The organism is Pseudoxanthomonas yeongjuensis (assembly GCF_010093345.1).
Taxonomy (GTDB): Bacteria; Pseudomonadota; Gammaproteobacteria; order Xanthomonadales; family Xanthomonadaceae; genus Pseudoxanthomonas_A; species Pseudoxanthomonas_A yeongjuensis.
Map to the genome: position 1 here is coordinate 1 of NZ_PDWT01000004.1, position 16,188 is coordinate 16,188.

Here is a 16,188-nt window from a genome sequence, read left to right on the forward strand (position 1 = left end):
ACCGAAAGGCATCGCGCCCAAGGGGCGCTCCTACAACAACCCCGTAGGAGCGGGCCTTGCCCGCGATGCTCTCCGTCGGGATCGTGGCCGCGGACCGAAAGGCATCGCGCCCAAGGGGCGCTCCTACGGCGTATCAGCCGGTGTTCTGCACGCCCTGCGACACGCCATTGACGCTGGCCACCAGCGCCCGCAACAGGGTTTCATCCTCGCGGCCGCTGTCCCGCCAGCGTTTCAGCAGGTCGACCTGCAGCACGCTGATCGGATCGACGTAGGGATTGCGCAGGCGGATCGACAACGCCAGGCGCTGGTCGTGTTGCAGCAGCCAGTCGTCGCCGCTGAGGCGCAGCACCCAGTGCAGGGTCTTCGCGTATTCGTCCTGGATGCGCGGGAAGAAGTCCGCGTGCAAGGGCCCGGCCATGCGCGAGAACATTTCGGCGATGCTCAGGTCGCCCTTGGCCAGGACCATGGAGATGTCGTCGAGGAAGGTCTTGAAGAACGGCCAGTCGCGGGCCATTTCGCGCAAAGCCTCCTCGCCGCCTTCATCCGCCACCGCCTGCAGGCCGCTGCCGACTCCGTACCAACCGGGAATCACCGCTCGCGACTGGCTCCAGGCGAAGACCCACGGAATCGCGCGCAGATTGCCCAATGCCGCATCCTCGCCGAGGCGGCGCGACGGTCGCGAACCCAGGGTCATGCGTTCGATCACGTCGATCGGAGTCGCGCTGCGGAAATAATCCATGAACCGCGGCGCGCCGACGAAGCCGCGATACGCCTGCGTGCTCCGTTCCGCCACTGCATCCATGATTTCCCGCCACGCCGCTTCGCGCGGTTCCAGCGGACGCGGGCGCAAACTGGATACCAGCACCGCGCCGGTCGCCTGTTCCAGCGAGCGCAGGGCCAGCGCGCGGATGCCGTATTTGCGGTGGATCACCTCGCCCTGCTCGGTCACCCGCAGGCGGCCGTCCACGCTGCCGCGCGGCGAGGCATCCACCGCGCTGGTGGTCTTGCCGCCGCCACGGCTGATCGAACCGCCGCGACCATGGAAGAAAGTGAGCTTGATCCCCAGTTCCTTCGCCGCCTGCAGCAGTTCCACCTGCCCGCGCTGCAGGCCCCAGCGCGAAGCGGCGATACCGCCGTCCTTGCCGCTGTCGGAATAGCCCAGCATCACCATCTGCACATCGCCGCGCGCCTGCAGATGAGCGCGGTAGACCGGATCGGCGAGCAGGTCGCGCAAGGTGTCCGGACCTTGCCGCAGGTCGTCCACGGTCTCGAACAACGGCGTGATGTCCAGCGGCACGCTGCCGTCGCCTTCCACCAGTCCGCCGCGCCGCGCCAGCGCCAGCACGGTGAGCACGTCGGCGCGGTTGTGGGCCATGCTGATGATGTAGGCGCCTACTGCGTCGAGTCCGTGCAGCGTGCGCGCTTCTGCAAGCGCGGCGAACGCGGCGTCCATGCGCAGGCCGGTTTCATCATCGCTCTTCGGCAGGATTTCCGCGCCGCTGGCGTACGCGCCGAGCAGCCGGCCGCGCTCGACGGCATCGCGTGCTTCCCACTCCTCGTCCCGCAATGCGGCGGCCACCGCGCGCGCATGCACGCTGGATTCCTGGCGCACGTCCAGGCGGGCCAGGTGGAAACCGAAGCTGCGCACACGCCAGGCCAGGCGACGTACCGCGAACCAGCCCGCATGCACGCCGCGATTCTGTTCCAGGCTGTGCAGGATCAGATCGATGTCATCGGCGAACTCCTGCGGCGAGCCGTAGCCTTGTTCCGCATCGTCCAGCGTCGCCTGCAGGCGCGCGCGCATGAGGTCGTTGAGCAGGCGGTACGGCTGGTCGCCGTGGCGCGGCTTCGAGCGCGCGGCGGCCTGCGGCAACAGGGCCCGATAGCGTTCGACCCGCGCCTCCACTTCAGGCGACACGCCGACCACGTCCTTCGACTGGCTCAGCAGCGTGGTGAGCTGGCGCAGCTCCTTCATATACAGATCCAGGATGGCTTGGCGTTGCGCGCGCAAGGTCGCGGCGATGGTTCCGCCGTCGACATTGGGATTGCCGTCCATGTCGCCGCCCACCCAGGTACCGAAGCGCAGCAGGCGCGGCAATTCGATGGCCTCGCCGAAGGTCTCGACCAGCGAGGTTTCCAGGGTTTCGTACAACACCGGCATCACCCGGTACAGGATGTTGGTGACATAGAAGCCGACGTGTTCGCGCTCGTCGTCCACGCTGGGGCGCAACGGCGAGGAGTCGGCGGTCTGCCAGGAAGCCGTCAGCGCCATGCGGAAGCGGGCGATGTCGGTGGCGCGCTCACCGGGGGTGCGCTGGCCGTCCAGGTCGTTGACCAGGCTGGCGACCATCAGTTGCTCCTTCTCCAGCAGCGCGCGGCGCACGGCTTCGGTCGGATGCGCGGTGAACACCGGCTCGATATCGACCCGCGGCAGCCACCCGGCCAGTTCCTCCAGGGTCACGCCCTGCGCCTTCAGCTTGAGCAGGGCGTCATGCAGGCCATCGGGTTGCGGCGCGCTGCCGGCGCGCTGGTAATCGCGGCGGCGGCGGATGCGGTGCACGCGCTCGGCGATGTTGACCACCTGGAAATAGGCGCTGAAGGCGCGGACCAGGGATTCGGCATGGTGCGGTTCCAGCCCGGCCAGCAACCTGGCCAGCGATGCCGGAGGCTGGTCGCCCTGGCGGCGGGCGATGGCCGTGGTACGGACCGTTTCCACCTCCTGCAGGAAGGCCGGCGACACCTGTTCGGCCAGCATGTCGCCGACCAGGGCGCCGAGGCGGCGGACATCGTCGCGCAGGGGGGCATCGACGGGGGCGAACTCGAGACTGTGGGGGTCGTTCATGAGTGCGGTATCTGCCGGTGGGATCTGCTGGATCAGGCGGTGGGGTCGCTCCGGACCAAGCCTACCTTAACCGTACGGAGCTTGGACATCTTTCCATCCGGAAGAAGAGATATAATGCCCGGCCTTCGCCGAGGGGCGCTGCGACCGAGACATGTGCGGATCCTTCCGCAAGAGCCCGCCTCTTCATGCGCGGGACTCGATATAGTCCGGCCAGGCTCGGTGGAATGTTCCTGCAACGGCGCCCGGATAACATGCGGTCCAAGACCGCAAGCACCCGGAGCAATGCCATGAACGCAGTACGCAAATTCTCGACCGAAGGCGACTACAAGGTCGCCGACATCACCCTGGCCGATTGGGGCCGCAAGGAACTGGATATCGCCGAGCACGAGATGCCGGGCCTGATGTCGATCCGCAAGAAATACGCCACCGCCAAGCCGCTCAACGGCGTGCGCGTGACCGGCTCGCTGCACATGACCATCCAGACCGCAGTGCTGATCGAGACCCTGAAGGACATCGGCGCCGACGTGCGCTGGGCGTCGTGCAATATCTTCTCGACCCAGGACCACGCCGCCGCCGCCATCGCCAGGACCGGCACGCCGGTGTTCGCCTGGAAAGGCGAGTCGCTGGAAGAGTACTGGGACTGCACCCTGGATGCGCTGACCTTCCCGGGCGGCAAGGGTCCGGAGCTGGTCGTCGACGACGGCGGCGACGTCACCCTGCTGATCCACAAGGGCTATGAACTGGAGAACGGCTCGAAGTGGGTCGACGAACCCGCGTCCTCGCACGAGGAAGGCGTGATCAAGAACCTGCTCAAGCGCGTGGCGAAAGAGCGTCCCGGCTTCTGGCACACCGTGGTCAAGGACTGGAAGGGCGTTTCCGAAGAAACCACCACCGGCGTGCACCGCCTGTACCAGATGGTCGAGGCCAAGTCGCTGCTGGTCCCGGCGATCAACGTCAACGATTCGGTCACCAAGTCCAAATTCGACAACCTGTACGGCTGCCGCGAATCGCTGGCCGACGGCCTGAAGCGCGCGATGGACGTGATGCTGGCCGGCAAGGTCGCCGTGGTCTGCGGCTATGGCGACGTCGGCAAGGGTTCGGCGCACAGCCTGCGTGCCTACGGCGCGCGCGTGGTGGTCACCGAGATCGACCCGATCAACGCCCTGCAGGCGTCGATGGAAGGCTTCGAGGTCAACACCGTCGAAAGCACCCTGGGCCGTGGCGACATCTATGTCACCACCACCGGCAACAAGGACGTGCTGACCATCGAGCACCTGAGCCACATGAAGGACCAGGCCATCGTCTGCAACATCGGCCACTTCGACAACGAGATCCAGGTGGACGCGCTCAACGAGTTCCCCGGCGTGGTCAAGCTCAACATCAAGCCGCAAGTCGACAAGTACACCTTCCCCGACGGCCGCGCGATCTTCCTGCTCGCCGAAGGCCGCCTGGTCAACCTGGGCTGCGCCACCGGCCACCCGAGTTTCGTCATGTCCAACTCGTTCTCCAACCAGACCCTGGCCCAGATCGACCTGTGGGCGAACAAGGACAAGTACGAGCCGACCGTGTACATCCTGCCCAAGAAGCTGGACGAGGAAGTGGCGCGCCTGCACCTGGAGAAGATCGGGGTGAAGCTGACCACGCTGACCACCGAACAGGCCGCCTACCTGGGCGTGTCGGTCGATGGGCCGTACAAGCCGGAGCATTACCGCTACTGATCGATCAGGCGCGGTCCTTCCAGTCGTCATTCCCGCGCAGGCGGGAACCCAGTGACTTAGCTCTACCTATCAAGGCAAAGTCGCCGGGTCCCCGCCTACGCGGGGATGGCGATCCGTTTGAGGGAACGAGTTTCCCGGTTGCAAGAACGCGGATATCGTCAATGCACACACCCGTTTCCTTCGAGTTCTACCCCCCCAAGACCGACGAGCAGCGCGCCCAGCTCGACCGCACCGCGGAGAAGCTCAAGGCGCACGCGCCGGAATACGTGTCGTGCACCTTCGGCGCCGGCGGTTCGACGCTCAGCTACACCTCCGAAACCGTCCGCCACCTCAAGCAGACCCACGGCTTCGATGCCGCGCCGCATCTGTCTTGCGTGGGCGGCAGCCGCGAGGAAATCCGCGAACTGCTGCGCCTGTACCGCGCACTGGGCTGCAAGCGCCTCGTTGCGCTGCGCGGCGACCTGCCGTCGGGCATGGGCCATCCAGGCGACCTGCGTTACGCCTCGGAACTGATCCAGTTCATCCGCGCCGAACATGGCGACGCCTTTCATATCGAAGTCGGCGCTTATCCTGAAACGCACCCGCAATCCGACGACGCGCTGGTCGACCTGAAGCATTTCAAGGCCAAGGTCGACGCCGGCGCCAACGGCGCCATCACCCAGTATTTCTACAACGCCGACGCCTATTTCCACTTCGTCGACGCGGTGCGCAAGCTGAGCGTGGAGATTCCGATCATTCCCGGCATCATGCCGATCTCGAACTACACCCAACTCAAGCGCTTCTCCGAATCCTGCGGCGCGGAAATCCCGCGCTGGATCGGCAAGCGCATGCAGGCATTGGGCGACGATGCGGACAGCATCCGCGAGTTCGGCGCGGACGTGGTCGCAGGCCTGTGCCAGCGGCTGATCGATGGCGGCGCGCCCGGCCTGCATTTCTACACGTTGAATCTTTCGAAACCGACACTGAACGTGATTGCGCGTTTGCGATGAACGCGACCGCAACGAAAGCCATCTAGCAGGTTTACCAAGGTTCAGTCCCAGGCATTTTTCACACACGCTGTAGACAGGGTTCGGCAGAGCATCACTCACACCTTCCGTGTGAAGTGTTGTCCTGATCATGAACATCCTGCCCATCACCGCCTTCGTCGTCACCATGCTTTCCGCCGCGTTGCCGCTCTCGCAACCGGCCAGCGCCCGCACCGGCATACAGCGTTGCGAGAGCGCAGACGGCAGCGCGGTCTATACCGACCGTGCCTGTGCATCGCTCGGCGCCCAGGCCATGCCGATGTCCAGTGAACTGCTGACCCGCATCGCACGCGACGAGGCAGCCAATCTGTTACCGGATGACAGTGATGGCGCTCCCGTTATCAGTAGCGTGGGTCGCCGCTCGCTATCGAGGGGCTGTGCCCGTACGACGACGCAGCTTTCGATGGACCTGCAAGGCTCGCTCGCACTGCACGACGTCAACCGCCTGGCCGAGAGTTACCACTGGGTCGACCAGTCGAATCGTCAGGCACAACAGCTGATGCAGCGCCTTGATCGACTGGCCACGCAGCCCTTGCTGGAGGCACATTTCTTCGACGCGCAGCTCGGCCTGGACGGCGTGCAAATGGCGGACGCAGGCAACGCAAATCGTGGAGGCAGCATCATGCAACTTACGTTCGGCCTGGACTCGGCACCGCAGGTGATCGACTTCGACGTGCTCCGCTATGCTGGCTGCTACTTCATCCGCTTCTGATAAATCCACAGCTGACCGCGGGCTTGTGTCGGCGACTTATGCCGGCAGCGCGTCGGCGTCGGGTTTCCAATCGCTGACCTTGGCCAAACCCACTCAGGCACCCTCGTGGCGGGCGGGATCAAACACGAAGGAACGATAGCTTCCATAGCCTCACTGCTGCGGTTAGTCTGGGGTGATGCGTCCCATCCTGTATTTGCAGACCTTGCTGCTTGGCGTCAGCCTGTCATGCGCGCCGGTAGCTGCGTGGGCACAGAAAGTCCAGCGCTGCACCACCATGGGCGGCGAGACGGTCTACACCGACAAGCGCTGCGAGGATATCGGCGCGATGGATCGCCTGCCTCGCGCAGCGCTTGCGGGCGCCGGCGGTTCCAGCCTGTATCGCAGCGGCTGCTCGCGCACGCTCAGCGATCTGGTCCATCAGATCACCGCGGCCATCGACAACAAGGACGTCAATCGCCTGGCCGGCATTTACCAATGGACCGGCGTTTCCAACGCTTCCGCCAACGGCATCCTCAATCGGCTGGAAGCCATCGTCCAGCGTCCCCTGGTCGATATCGTCCCGATACGCCCGCGACCTCCGCCGATCGTGGATGAAAACGGCATCGTCATCGACGAGAACAGCGATGGCTATTATCCGCAGACGACGATCCGGCAACGCCCTGTGGGCCTGCGCCTGGAACAGACCCTGGCCAATGGCAGCACGCCCTCGCAAACCGTGTTCGGCCTACGCCGCAGCTACAACTGCTTCTGGATCAGCCTGTAATCCAATCCTGTAGGAGCGGGCCTTGCCCGCGATGCTTTTGCCGTTGCCATGTAGATCCGAGCTTGCTCGGATGCTCTTGATCTTCGCGAAAGCATCCGAGCAAGCTCGGATCTACAAAGTCAGAAGCATCGCGGGCAAGGCCCGCCCCTACGGCCCCGAAGCAAGTTCCCTTGGGGAGCAAAAGCGCGGCGCAGCTGGCAGAATAGGCGCGTACAGAGGAGCACGCGCATGAATTTCCCCGACAAGATCTGGCACAACGGCGTCATCAAGCCCTGGGCGGAAGCCACCACTCACGTGATGGCGCACGCCATCCATTACGGCTCGTCGGTGTTCGAGGGCATCCGCGCCTACGAAACCCCGAAAGGCACCGCGACCTTCCGCCTCAACGACCACAACAAGCGCCTGTTCCAGTCGGCCAAGATCTACGACATCGTCATTCCCTACACGCTGGATGAAATCAACGCGGCCTGCCGCGACATCATCAAGGTCAACGGCCTGAGCAAGGCCTACCTGCGCCCGATCGTGTTCCGCGGTTACGGCGGCGTCGGCATCGCCGCCGACACGCCGATCGACGTGGCCGTCGCGGCGATGGAGTTCGGCCGTTACCTCGGCGAGGACGGCATGGAAAAAGGCATCGATGCCTGCGTCTCCAGTTGGCAGCGCTTCGCGCCCAACACCCTGCCCGCGGGCGCCAAGGCGGGCGGCAATTATCTTTCCGGGCAACTGGTGACGCGCGAGGCGCGTCGCCATGGATATGGCGAAGGCATCGCCCTGGCTTCCACCGGCCTGCTCAGCGAAGGCGCGGGCGAGAACCTGTTCCTGGTGTTCGAAGGCGCCTTGCACACGACCCCGGCCAGCGCTTCGCTGCTGGCCGGCATCACCCGCAACTCGATCATCCGCCTGGCCCGCGACAACGGCATCGAAGTGGTCGAACGCGACATCCCGCGCGAATACCTGTACCTGTGCGACGAGCTGCTGATGTGCGGCACCGCCGCGGAGATCACCCCGTTGCGCTCGGTCGACGGCAAGCCGGTCGGCGACGGCAAGCCCGGGCCGGTGACGCGGAAGATCCAGGATCTGTTCTTCGGCCTGTTCGAGGGCCGGACCGAGGACAGGCACGGCTGGCTGGAATACCTCTGAGCCCTACCCGCAGCACCGCTTGGTCTTTGTAGAGCCGAGCTTGCTCGGCTGCTCTTGATCTTCTCGCCAGGAGCAGCCGAGCAGGCTCGGCTCTACGCTCCGAAGGAAGTCCCCTTGGGGGACATGGAAATCGTCAGTCGGTCGAGAACTTCAGCGTGGCGATGACGCCACGCTCCAGGCCCGGTCGCACACCGACCTGCCAGCCATACAGCTCGCACAGGCGGCTCACGATCGAAAGGCCGATACCACCGCCCTGCGAGTGCCCCGCGTGGGTGCCGCGATAACCACGTTCGAACAGGCGCGCGGCATCTTCCGGGCTCAGGCCGGGGCCGGAATCGATCACTTCCACGCTGTCGGCCATCAGTTTCACCAGCACTTCGCCTTCCAGGGTGTATTTGACGGCATTGCCGACCAGATTGCCCAGGGCCACAGATACGGCGGCTTCCGGCGCATCCACGGTCAATCCGCTTTCGCCTTCCATGCGCAGGACAATGGGCTTGCCGCCGAGTTGCGCGCGGCTTGCGTCGAGGAGTTGTTCGGCGACCCGCGCCACCAGCGTATTGCCCTGCCCGCGCTCGTTGCGCGACAACAGCAGCAGCGAGCCGATCAGGTCGGTGCATTGCTGTTCGGCGCGCTGGATGCGCAACAGCCGTTGCTCGACCTTCTCTTCCAGGTCGGGACGATTCAGCAGCAACTCGGTCGCACCGCGGATCACCGCCAGCGGCGTGCGCAGTTCATGGCTGACGTCGGCGTTGAACTCGCGATCGCGCTGGACCACTTCGGTCAGCCGCGCGGAGTAATCGTCGAGCGCCTTGGCCAGTTCGCCGACCTCATCCTCGGGGAAATGCGTGGCCAGCGGCTTCGGGTTGCTGCTGCCGCGGTACGCGCGCAAGCGTGCGGCGAGCTCGGAAACGGGGCTCATCACGCGCGAAGCAGACCAAATTCCAATCACCAGACCCAGCAGCGTGAACAGGACCACGGCAAGAATCAGCCAACGCATTAGCTGCTCGGTAGCATCAGCGGCATCCGTCACGTCGTAACGGATAAGACTGGTGAATTGGGTACCGTCAGGCCTGACTCCCTTGCGGATCGCTACTTTGTACGCACGCGAACTTCCATCCGGGGCTTGTTGACGGATATCGTGCAGTCCATCGGTCAGATCGCGATATAGAGGATCGACTTTGAAGGCGTTCTTGTCGCTCCATGTCCTTGCGTCGAACATGAGAAAAAATGGAGCTTCGTCTGGATTTTTCTCGACCTGCATCGCAAGGTTGTCCACCTCTCGCTGCAGTGTTCGCTCGACGAGCTGATTCTCGACCCGGCTTCGTAGATTCCAGGTGGCGAACGCGAACAGCGCTGTCAGACCAAACCCCAGCCAGACGAACGACAGGATGATACGTGTCCGGAGCCTGCGCCTGAAACGCCGCGCGCGTAGCGTCGGTTTTTTCGACTCCGCTTCAGGCATCTGGCGCCGCGATGCGATAACCGATTCCGTGGCGGGTCTGGATATAGGGCGTGGGGAACGGCTTGTCCACCACCGCGCGCAGGCCATGGATATGCACGCGCAACGAATCCGAATCCGGCAACTCTTCGCCCCAGACCCGGGTTTCCAGTTCCTGGCGCGTTACCACCGCCGGCGAGGCTTCCATCAACGCCTGCAGGATCTTCAGTGCGGTGGGGTTGAGTTGCAGCAGCTTGCCCAGACGGCGTACTTCCAGCGTGTCCAGGTTGTACTCCAGCTCGCCCACTTCCAGCACCCGGGTCTGCACGCCCTTGCCGCGCCGCGACAACGCATTGAGGCGCACCTCGACTTCCTGCAGGGCGAACGGCTTGATCAGGTAATCGTCGGCGCCCGAATCGAACCCCGCCAGTTTGTTGTCCAGCGTGTCGCGTGCGGTCAGCATCAGCACCGGGGTCTGCTTGCGCGCCTCGTTACGCAGCTTGCGGCAGACCTCGAGGCCATCCATGCCCGGCAGGTTCAGGTCCAGCACGATCGCATCGAAGTCATGCACCACCGCCAGGTGCAGGCCGGTGACGCCGTCGGCGGCGAAATCGACGGTGTGGCCACGATCCTCGAGGTAGTCCCCGAGATTGGCGGCGATGTCGCTGTTGTCTTCTATGACGAGAATGCGCACTGTCGAACCTTATCTATGTTCCAGAGCGGGGACTTTAACGTCACGCATGGTCTTTTGCGCGTTTTCATAGGCACGGCGACGTTCGGCAACCGTCATGCATTCAGTGATCTCGCGGTGCGAACCCACCTTCTTCTCGCGCCTGCACACCAGCCGGCTATCCTCGCTGGCCTTGGTCAGGATGGTATTGACCTTCTCCTGATCGTTGAAAACATCGGCCTTCTGCTGCCCCGTCAGGCTTTCCACACTGCCGGCCATGTCCAGCTTGCTGGCAATCCTGTTCAGCGCCTCCCTCACCGCCGCGCGGTCCTGCGAACTGATCTCCGCATAGGTTTCGCCATCACCCAGCTCGCGCTCGATCTGTGCTTTTTGCTGCGCGAACGAAGCATTCAGGTCGATTGCGGTGGCGCTCTTCTTGGTAGCCGCGAACGCAATGGAGGCTGTCAGTGAAAGCAGGACAAAAAAGGCAAATCGATACATTTTCCGGAACTCCTCTGGGTATCCACGCTTGACCTTGCCCGGTTCCGCCGGGTCCTGCCCCCCAGACCGCAAGCGTGATTACAGTCCAGTCTTTCGATTCTTGCACAGCTTTACAGCCGTGGCCTAAATGGGCGACCGGACAAAGCAAAAAGACCCAGGCGGGTGGACACCCGCCTGGGTCAAAGGTTTGCCCGATTACCGTAATCCTGCCTTTCCCAAGCCACTGACGATAGCGATGGGATACAGACTTGCGGCCCGGCAAAGCTACGCGGATGGCGATTAAACCACCGTTAAAAAAAACCTTGAATCGCTGTGACGGGAATACCGAAAATTCTATATCTATTTGATTTTAATCATTAAATCAGCCAACGGAAGCGATGTGATCCACGATTGATCCAGCCACATCCACCCCGCATGCCTGCTCGATGCCCTCTAGGCCCGGGGTCGAATTGACCTCCAGCACCAGCGGCCCGCGACGGGAACGGATCAGGTCGACGCCGGCCACGTTCAGGCCCAGCACCCGGGCCGCGCGCACCGCCACTTCCTGCTCATCGGCACCGGCTTCGGCGCATTCGGCGGTGCCCCCCCGATGCAGGTTGGACCTGAAGTCGCCCTCCGGCGCCTGCCTGCGCATCGAGGCCACCACCCGGTCGCCGACCACGAAGCAACGCAGGTCGGCACCTTGCGCCTCCTCGATGAACTCCTGGACCACGAAGTTGGCGTACAGGCCACGCAAGGCCTCGACCACGCTGCGCGAGGCGGAGGGCTTCTCGGTCAGCATCACGCCCGCGCCCTGGGTGCCTTCATTGAGCTTGATGACGTGCGGGGGCGGCCCGAGCATCGACAGCAGGTCGACCGTGTCATCGGGATTGTCCCCGAACACCGTGATCGGCATGCCGATGCCCTGCGCCGCCAGCAACTGGTGGGCACGCAGCTTGTCGCGCGCGCGCAGGATCGCATCGGACGGATTGGGCGAGTAGCTGCCCATCAATTCGAACTGGCGCAGCACCGCGGTGCCGTAACGGGTGATCGATGCGCCGATGCGCGGTATCACCGCGTCGTAGCCGGCGATCGGCTTGCCCTTGTAATGCATGCTGAAACCGTCGCTGGCGATGCGCATGTAACAGCGCAGCGGATCCAGCACGCGGACCGTATGCCCGCGGGCGCGGGCCGCTTCCACCAGGCGCCGGGTGGAATACAGCTTGCTGTTGCGCGAAAGGATCGCGAGTTTCATCCGGGGGCCGGCTGGCTGTGGGCGCACAGCATGCCATGCGCATCGGGCCTGCGTATGACGACGCGCGGGGCGGTTCATCGCATCGTCATTGCAGCGTGGAATCGTCCGTGGCGTCCCGCAGGTTGCCCTGGAAAGCAACAGGGACAAGGAGTCAGCCTTGCCACTCGGGAAAGTGGAGCGGGTGAAGGGAATCGAACCCTCGTCAGTAGCTTGGGAAGCTACAGCTCTACCATTGAGCTACACCCGCGAGTGCGGAAGTCTATTCCTACGGCGATTGCCTGCGCAATTGGAGCGCCCGGCGAGGACGCCCACGCATCATCCTTGCATCCGTATCGGAGCAGCTCAGAAATTCCCGCCGAAAGTGACGAACGCAGTCACGTTCGAACCGCCCTTCTGCTCGACCGTGGCGCTCACACCGATATCGGCATCCAGCCCGAACACCCGGGCACGTGCGCCGACCAGCATGGTGCCGTAATCGCGGTCCAGTTCCAGGCCCGGCACCGCGTAGGGCATCACTCCAGGCAACGACTGCAACTGTGCGAAGGCCTCGCCCGGAGCCTTCTCGAACTCCCGGTCGTAGGTCAGGCGCGCGTAAGGACGCAGGTGGTCGTTGATGGCGTAGCTGGCCTGCCAGCCGGCACTGCCGATCAGGGAATCGAAATCCTGGTCCGGATAGGCCAGCGCCGTCGAGCTGGCGTTGCTCTCGGCGTAGCCATCCAGCTTGACCTGCTGCGAGAGCACGCTGACCACCGGACCCTGGCGCAGGGCGCCTTCGCCGAATTCGAAGCCAGCGCTGATCCCGGCGCTAAGGTTGCTGCCGTCGGGCGAGCCGCTGTGCTTGCGCGTAGCCGGCCCCAGGTGCACTTCGCGATCCACGTCGAAACCCAGCCAGGTGTAGCTGACCTGGCCGTTGATCCACGCACGCTCGCCATACCAGCCGGCGAAGCCGCCGAGGGTGCTGTCGGTCTGCTTGAAGCTGCCGCTGTCGTTGCCGAAGTCCTGCTCGCCGCTGCCGTAACCGGCGAAACCGCCGAATACGAGGTCGCCACGCGACCAGTCGACGCCGAAGGTGCCGGCAGGCGTGAGGCCATCGTAGAGATCGTCCTGGTATTGCGAATCGCCGCGCAAGCCGCCCCACCAGCTGATGCCGTCGTTTTCCGGCTTGCCCGCTACGTGGGAAGCGACACGATCGGCGCGCGAGCGACCCACCATCGCCGCCGACTGCGGCAGCATCGCGATCTGGCGCGGTCCTTCGAGCACCGACACCGCGTATTGGCCGAGCATGCGATGCGCGCCGGTCGTCGGGTGCACCGCATCGGCGAAGGCATAGTTTTCAGCTGCGCCCGGTGCGACATAGTTGGCCGGGCTGCAGATCAACGATGAAGTCGCGCCGCACGCGGGGGTGGTTACGTTGACGAAACCATAAGTGACCGGATCCGCGGAGATTTCCCGGAGGAAACTGAAGGTATCCAGCGGGATCACGCGAAGTCCCGCCGCCTGCAGGCCGCCGAACAGGGTCTGGTTGTAACCGGTGGCAAGCGCTGAAATGCCGGCCGAACCCGCGGGGCCCTGCGAGAGGCCGAAGGGCGTGGTGCCCACATCCGGCATGGTCGGCACCATGATGTAGCGGGCCCCGGCCGCGGTCAGCGTGCCCACCAGGCCCACCTGTTCGCCGGCGGCCTGCAGGAACTGCGTTTGCGTGGTCAATCCGTTGAGATGGAAAAACAGGTCGTTGGCTCCACCCCACACGGTGAACAGGGCATCCGGATCGGCATGGCCGCCGTTGGCCGACAGATAGGCATTGATCTGGGTCGACAACGACGGAGCCAGGCTGGTCGGCAATGCGGGCGGATAGCCCGGGGCCAGGTCGATCCGGGCACCACCGGCGGCATAGTTGGTGCCGTCGGCGCCAACGATGGCGCCGGTGCCCGACAACTGCCAGGCCGGCGCGGCGCTGGTGCCGTAGTACTCGGCAAGGAACTCGGCCCAGACCAGTCCCGGATTGGTGCTGAAACGCCCGACGGCGGCGGCCGACGGGCCCGCCTGCTGGATCAGGAACGGTCGATAGAACCCGGAATCGGTAAGGCTGTCGCCGAAGAAAACCGTATCGGAATACTCGCCTTGTGCCATGGCCGGCACCGCCGCCAAGGCTAGCGCCAATGCAAGGACAGAACGGACCGGGCGGATGAACGATTGCATGCATATCTCCAGGATAGTGACGTGGCGGTTCGATATCGCCGGTCACGAGAACGTACGGCGGCGTATAGCGTCATCGTTTCACTTCGCCCCATCGCGCTCACGCTGCACTGCATCATCTACCCTTCGACATGAGGCAAAATGCACCCATGGATATCGAATTGAATGGCCAGCCCAGGCGCATCGACAGCGGCGCCAGCATCCTCGCCCTGCTCCAGAGCGAAGGCCTTGCCGAACGCCGGGTCGCGGTGGAAGTGAATGGCGAAATCGTTCCGCGCAGCCTGCATGCCGCGCATGCGCTGGTCGAAGGCGATCGGGTCGAGATCGTGCATGCGCTCGGCGGCGGCTGAAAGTCCCGCTCGGCGGCGGACTTCGGCGATAATCGCCGGATGACTTCTTCCACACCCAACGATCCGCTGATCATCGCAGGCAAGACCTACCGTTCGCGCCTGCTCACCGGCACCGGAAAATTCAAGGATTTCGACGAAACCCGCCGCGCCACCGAAGCGGCCGGCGCGCAGATCGTCACCGTGGCGATCCGCCGCACCAACCTGGGCCAGTCGCCGAACGAGCCGAACCTGCTCGAAGTGCTGCCGCCCGACCGCTACACCCTGCTGCCCAACACCGCCGGCTGCTACACCGCCGAAGACGCGGTGCGCACCTGCCGGCTGGCGCGCGAACTGCTGGACGGCCATACCCTGGTCAAGCTGGAAGTGCTGGGCGACCAGCGCACCCTGTTCCCGGATGTCGTCGCCACGCTGAAGGCCGCCGAGCAACTGGTCGTCGATGGTTTTCAGGTGATGGTCTATACCAGCGACGATCCGATCCTGGCCAAGCGCCTGGAGCAGATCGGCTGCGTGGCGGTGATGCCGCTGGCCGCGCCGATCGGTTCGGGCCTGGGCATCCAGAACCGGTACAACCTGCTGGAGATCATCGAGAACGCCACCGTGCCGATCATCGTCGATGCCGGCGTCGGCACCGCCTCCGATGCCGCCATCGCCATGGAACTGGGCTGCGACGGCGTGCTGATGAACACCGCCATCGCCGGCGCGCGCGATCCGCTGCTGATGGCCAGCGCGATGAGGAAGGCGGTCGAGGCCGGGCGCGAGGCCTTCCTCGCCGGACGCATCCCGCGCAAGCGCTACGCCAGCGCGTCCTCGCCGGTCGATGGCCTGATTGGCTGACGATGACCGGCACCGCCCCGCATCCGCCAAAGCCCTACTCCGCGACCACCGGCCCCCGGGCCATACGCAGTTTCGTCCTGCGGCAAGGGCGCTTCACTCCCGCCCAGCAGCGCGCATTCGATGAATTGTGGCCGCGCTTCGGGCTGGACTTCATCGGCAAGCCGCGCGACTACGACGAGGTCTTCGGACGGGCCGCGCCACGCGTGCTGGAGATCGGTTTCGGCAATGGCGACGCCTTGCGCTTCGCGGCCTCGCAGGATCCGGCGCGCGACTACATCGGCATCGAAGTGCACGCGCCTGGCGTGGGCCGGTTGTTGAATGCGCTGGCCGCCGATGGCGCGGAGCACGTGCGCCTGTACCACCACGACGCGGTGGAAGTGCTGCGCGAGGAAATCGCCGAAGGCGCGCTGGACGAAGTGCGCATCTACTTCCCCGATCCCTGGCACAAGAAACGCCACAACAAGCGCCGGCTGATCCAGCCGGAATTCGCCGCCCTGCTGGTCTCGCGCCTGCGGTCCGGCGGACGCTTGCACGCCGCCACCGACTGGCAGGACTATGCCGAGCAGATGTGGGACGTGCTGGATGCCACCCCGGGACTGGCCAACCGCGCCGGGCCGCGCGGGCAGGTGCAGCGCCCGGACTGGCGCCCGCAGACCCATTTCGAGACCCGCGGCCAGAAGCTCGGCCATGGCGTGTGGGATCTTCTTTATGACCGTGCCTGACCATGACTGTGCCTGAGCTGTCCGACGACGAGGAAACCGG

General features: G+C 64.6%; 14 protein-coding genes, 1 tRNA gene and 1 riboswitch. Of the genes, 8 read left to right on the forward strand and 7 right to left on the reverse strand.

The features are described 5' to 3' along the window. Positions 1–133 precede the first annotated feature (133 nt). On the reverse strand, positions 134–2,842 hold the full coding sequence (gene ppc, locus CSC74_RS11955; RefSeq protein WP_162314713.1) for a phosphoenolpyruvate carboxylase: 2,709 nt from the start codon (positions 2,840–2,842) through the stop codon (positions 134–136). Between the two features lie 124 nt (positions 2,843–2,966). Next, a riboswitch (S-adenosyl-L-homocysteine riboswitch) is annotated at positions 2,967–3,093 on the forward strand. 36 nt (positions 3,094–3,129) lie between these two features. On the opposite strand from ppc, the gene ahcY reads away from it, so the two are divergent. From ahcY to CSC74_RS11980, 5 genes are all read left to right on the forward strand, one after another. After that, a complete protein-coding gene (gene ahcY, locus CSC74_RS11960; protein ID WP_162314714.1) occupies positions 3,130–4,560 on the forward strand; it encodes an adenosylhomocysteinase in 1,431 nt (476 codons plus the stop codon). Between the two features lie 161 nt (positions 4,561–4,721). Next, positions 4,722–5,549, forward strand: a complete 828-nt coding sequence (gene metF / locus CSC74_RS11965) for a methylenetetrahydrofolate reductase [NAD(P)H] (protein ID WP_162314715.1) — start codon at positions 4,722–4,724, stop codon at positions 5,547–5,549. A 127-nt stretch (positions 5,550–5,676) separates the two neighbouring features. Continuing rightward, entirely contained in the window at positions 5,677–6,297 is a 621-nt protein-coding gene (locus CSC74_RS11970) for a hypothetical protein (protein ID WP_162314716.1), read from the forward strand. A gap of 175 nt (positions 6,298–6,472) precedes the next feature. Continuing rightward, a complete protein-coding gene (locus CSC74_RS11975) occupies positions 6,473–7,060 on the forward strand; it encodes a hypothetical protein (RefSeq protein ID WP_162314717.1) in 588 nt (195 codons plus the stop codon). A 228-nt stretch (positions 7,061–7,288) separates the two neighbouring features. After that, on the forward strand, positions 7,289–8,200 hold the full coding sequence (locus tag CSC74_RS11980; protein WP_162314718.1) for a branched-chain amino acid transaminase: 912 nt from the start codon (positions 7,289–7,291) through the stop codon (positions 8,198–8,200). Between the two features lie 133 nt (positions 8,201–8,333). On the opposite strand, the gene CSC74_RS11985 is transcribed toward CSC74_RS11980, so the two are convergent. From CSC74_RS11985 to CSC74_RS12010, 6 genes are all read right to left on the reverse strand, one after another. Beyond that, positions 8,334–9,665, reverse strand: a complete 1,332-nt coding sequence (locus CSC74_RS11985; RefSeq protein WP_162314719.1) for a sensor histidine kinase — start codon at positions 9,663–9,665, stop codon at positions 8,334–8,336. Continuing rightward, positions 9,658–10,335 carry a response regulator transcription factor gene (locus CSC74_RS11990; RefSeq protein WP_162314720.1) on the reverse strand — a complete coding sequence of 226 codons (678 nt, stop codon included), beginning with the start codon at positions 10,333–10,335 and terminating at the stop codon, positions 9,658–9,660. Before CSC74_RS11990 ends, CSC74_RS11985 begins: the two co-directional genes overlap by 8 nt. Positions 10,336–10,344: 9 nt before the next feature. Beyond that, positions 10,345–10,812 carry a hypothetical protein gene (locus tag CSC74_RS11995; protein ID WP_246193203.1) on the reverse strand — a complete coding sequence of 156 codons (468 nt, stop codon included), beginning with the start codon at positions 10,810–10,812 and terminating at the stop codon, positions 10,345–10,347. A 361-nt stretch (positions 10,813–11,173) separates the two neighbouring features. Beyond that, positions 11,174–12,046: a 30S ribosomal protein S6--L-glutamate ligase gene (gene rimK / locus CSC74_RS12000; protein ID WP_162314721.1), complete on the reverse strand. Its 873-nt coding sequence runs from the start codon at positions 12,044–12,046 to the stop codon at positions 11,174–11,176. Between the two features lie 173 nt (positions 12,047–12,219). Then, positions 12,220–12,293: transfer RNA gene (locus CSC74_RS12005), tRNA-Gly, on the reverse strand. 95 nt (positions 12,294–12,388) lie between these two features. Further along, positions 12,389–14,245 (reverse strand): autotransporter domain-containing protein, encoded by a 1,857-nt coding sequence (locus CSC74_RS12010; RefSeq protein ID WP_162314722.1) that lies wholly within the window; start codon positions 14,243–14,245, stop codon positions 12,389–12,391. 146 nt (positions 14,246–14,391) lie between these two features. Here CSC74_RS12010 and thiS point away from each other — a divergent pair, with 146 nt between their 5' ends. From thiS to trmB, 3 genes are read left to right on the forward strand one after another with little or no spacing between them, the layout of a single operon-like run. Further along, complete coding sequence (gene thiS, locus CSC74_RS12015) at positions 14,392–14,592, forward strand: sulfur carrier protein ThiS (RefSeq protein ID WP_162314723.1); 201 nt, start codon at positions 14,392–14,394, stop codon at positions 14,590–14,592. Between the two features lie 39 nt (positions 14,593–14,631). Next, positions 14,632–15,426 carry a thiazole synthase gene (locus CSC74_RS12020; protein WP_162314724.1) on the forward strand — a complete coding sequence of 265 codons (795 nt, stop codon included), beginning with the start codon at positions 14,632–14,634 and terminating at the stop codon, positions 15,424–15,426. A gap of 2 nt (positions 15,427–15,428) precedes the next feature. Then, positions 15,429–16,148, forward strand: coding sequence for a tRNA (guanosine(46)-N7)-methyltransferase TrmB (gene trmB, locus CSC74_RS12025; RefSeq protein ID WP_162314725.1), 720 nt, complete (start codon positions 15,429–15,431; stop codon positions 16,146–16,148). Positions 16,149–16,188 lie beyond the last annotated feature (40 nt).

What these genes read in the sequence shown, in the direction of transcription:
- ppc (WP_162314713.1), bottom strand. Translation starts at nt 2,842, where the DNA reads ATGAACGACCCCCACAGTCTCGAGTTCGCCCCCGTCGATGCCCCCCTG.
- ahcY (WP_162314714.1), top strand. Translation starts at nt 3,130, where the DNA reads ATGAACGCAGTACGCAAATTCTCGACCGAAGGCGACTACAAGGTCGCC.
- metF (WP_162314715.1), top strand. Translation starts at nt 4,722, where the DNA reads ATGCACACACCCGTTTCCTTCGAGTTCTACCCCCCCAAGACCGACGAG.
- CSC74_RS11970 (WP_162314716.1), top strand. Translation starts at nt 5,677, where the DNA reads ATGAACATCCTGCCCATCACCGCCTTCGTCGTCACCATGCTTTCCGCC.
- CSC74_RS11975 (WP_162314717.1), top strand. Translation starts at nt 6,473, where the DNA reads ATGCGTCCCATCCTGTATTTGCAGACCTTGCTGCTTGGCGTCAGCCTG.
- CSC74_RS11980 (WP_162314718.1), top strand. Translation starts at nt 7,289, where the DNA reads ATGAATTTCCCCGACAAGATCTGGCACAACGGCGTCATCAAGCCCTGG.
- CSC74_RS11985 (WP_162314719.1), bottom strand. Translation starts at nt 9,665, where the DNA reads ATGCCTGAAGCGGAGTCGAAAAAACCGACGCTACGCGCGCGGCGTTTC.
- CSC74_RS11995 (WP_246193203.1), bottom strand. Translation starts at nt 10,812, where the DNA reads ATGTATCGATTTGCCTTTTTTGTCCTGCTTTCACTGACAGCCTCCATT.
- rimK (WP_162314721.1), bottom strand. Translation starts at nt 12,046, where the DNA reads ATGAAACTCGCGATCCTTTCGCGCAACAGCAAGCTGTATTCCACCCGG.
- CSC74_RS12010 (WP_162314722.1), bottom strand. Translation starts at nt 14,245, where the DNA reads ATGCAATCGTTCATCCGCCCGGTCCGTTCTGTCCTTGCATTGGCGCTA.
- thiS (WP_162314723.1), top strand. Translation starts at nt 14,392, where the DNA reads ATGGATATCGAATTGAATGGCCAGCCCAGGCGCATCGACAGCGGCGCC.
- CSC74_RS12020 (WP_162314724.1), top strand. Translation starts at nt 14,632, where the DNA reads ATGACTTCTTCCACACCCAACGATCCGCTGATCATCGCAGGCAAGACC.
- trmB (WP_162314725.1), top strand. Translation starts at nt 15,429, where the DNA reads ATGACCGGCACCGCCCCGCATCCGCCAAAGCCCTACTCCGCGACCACC.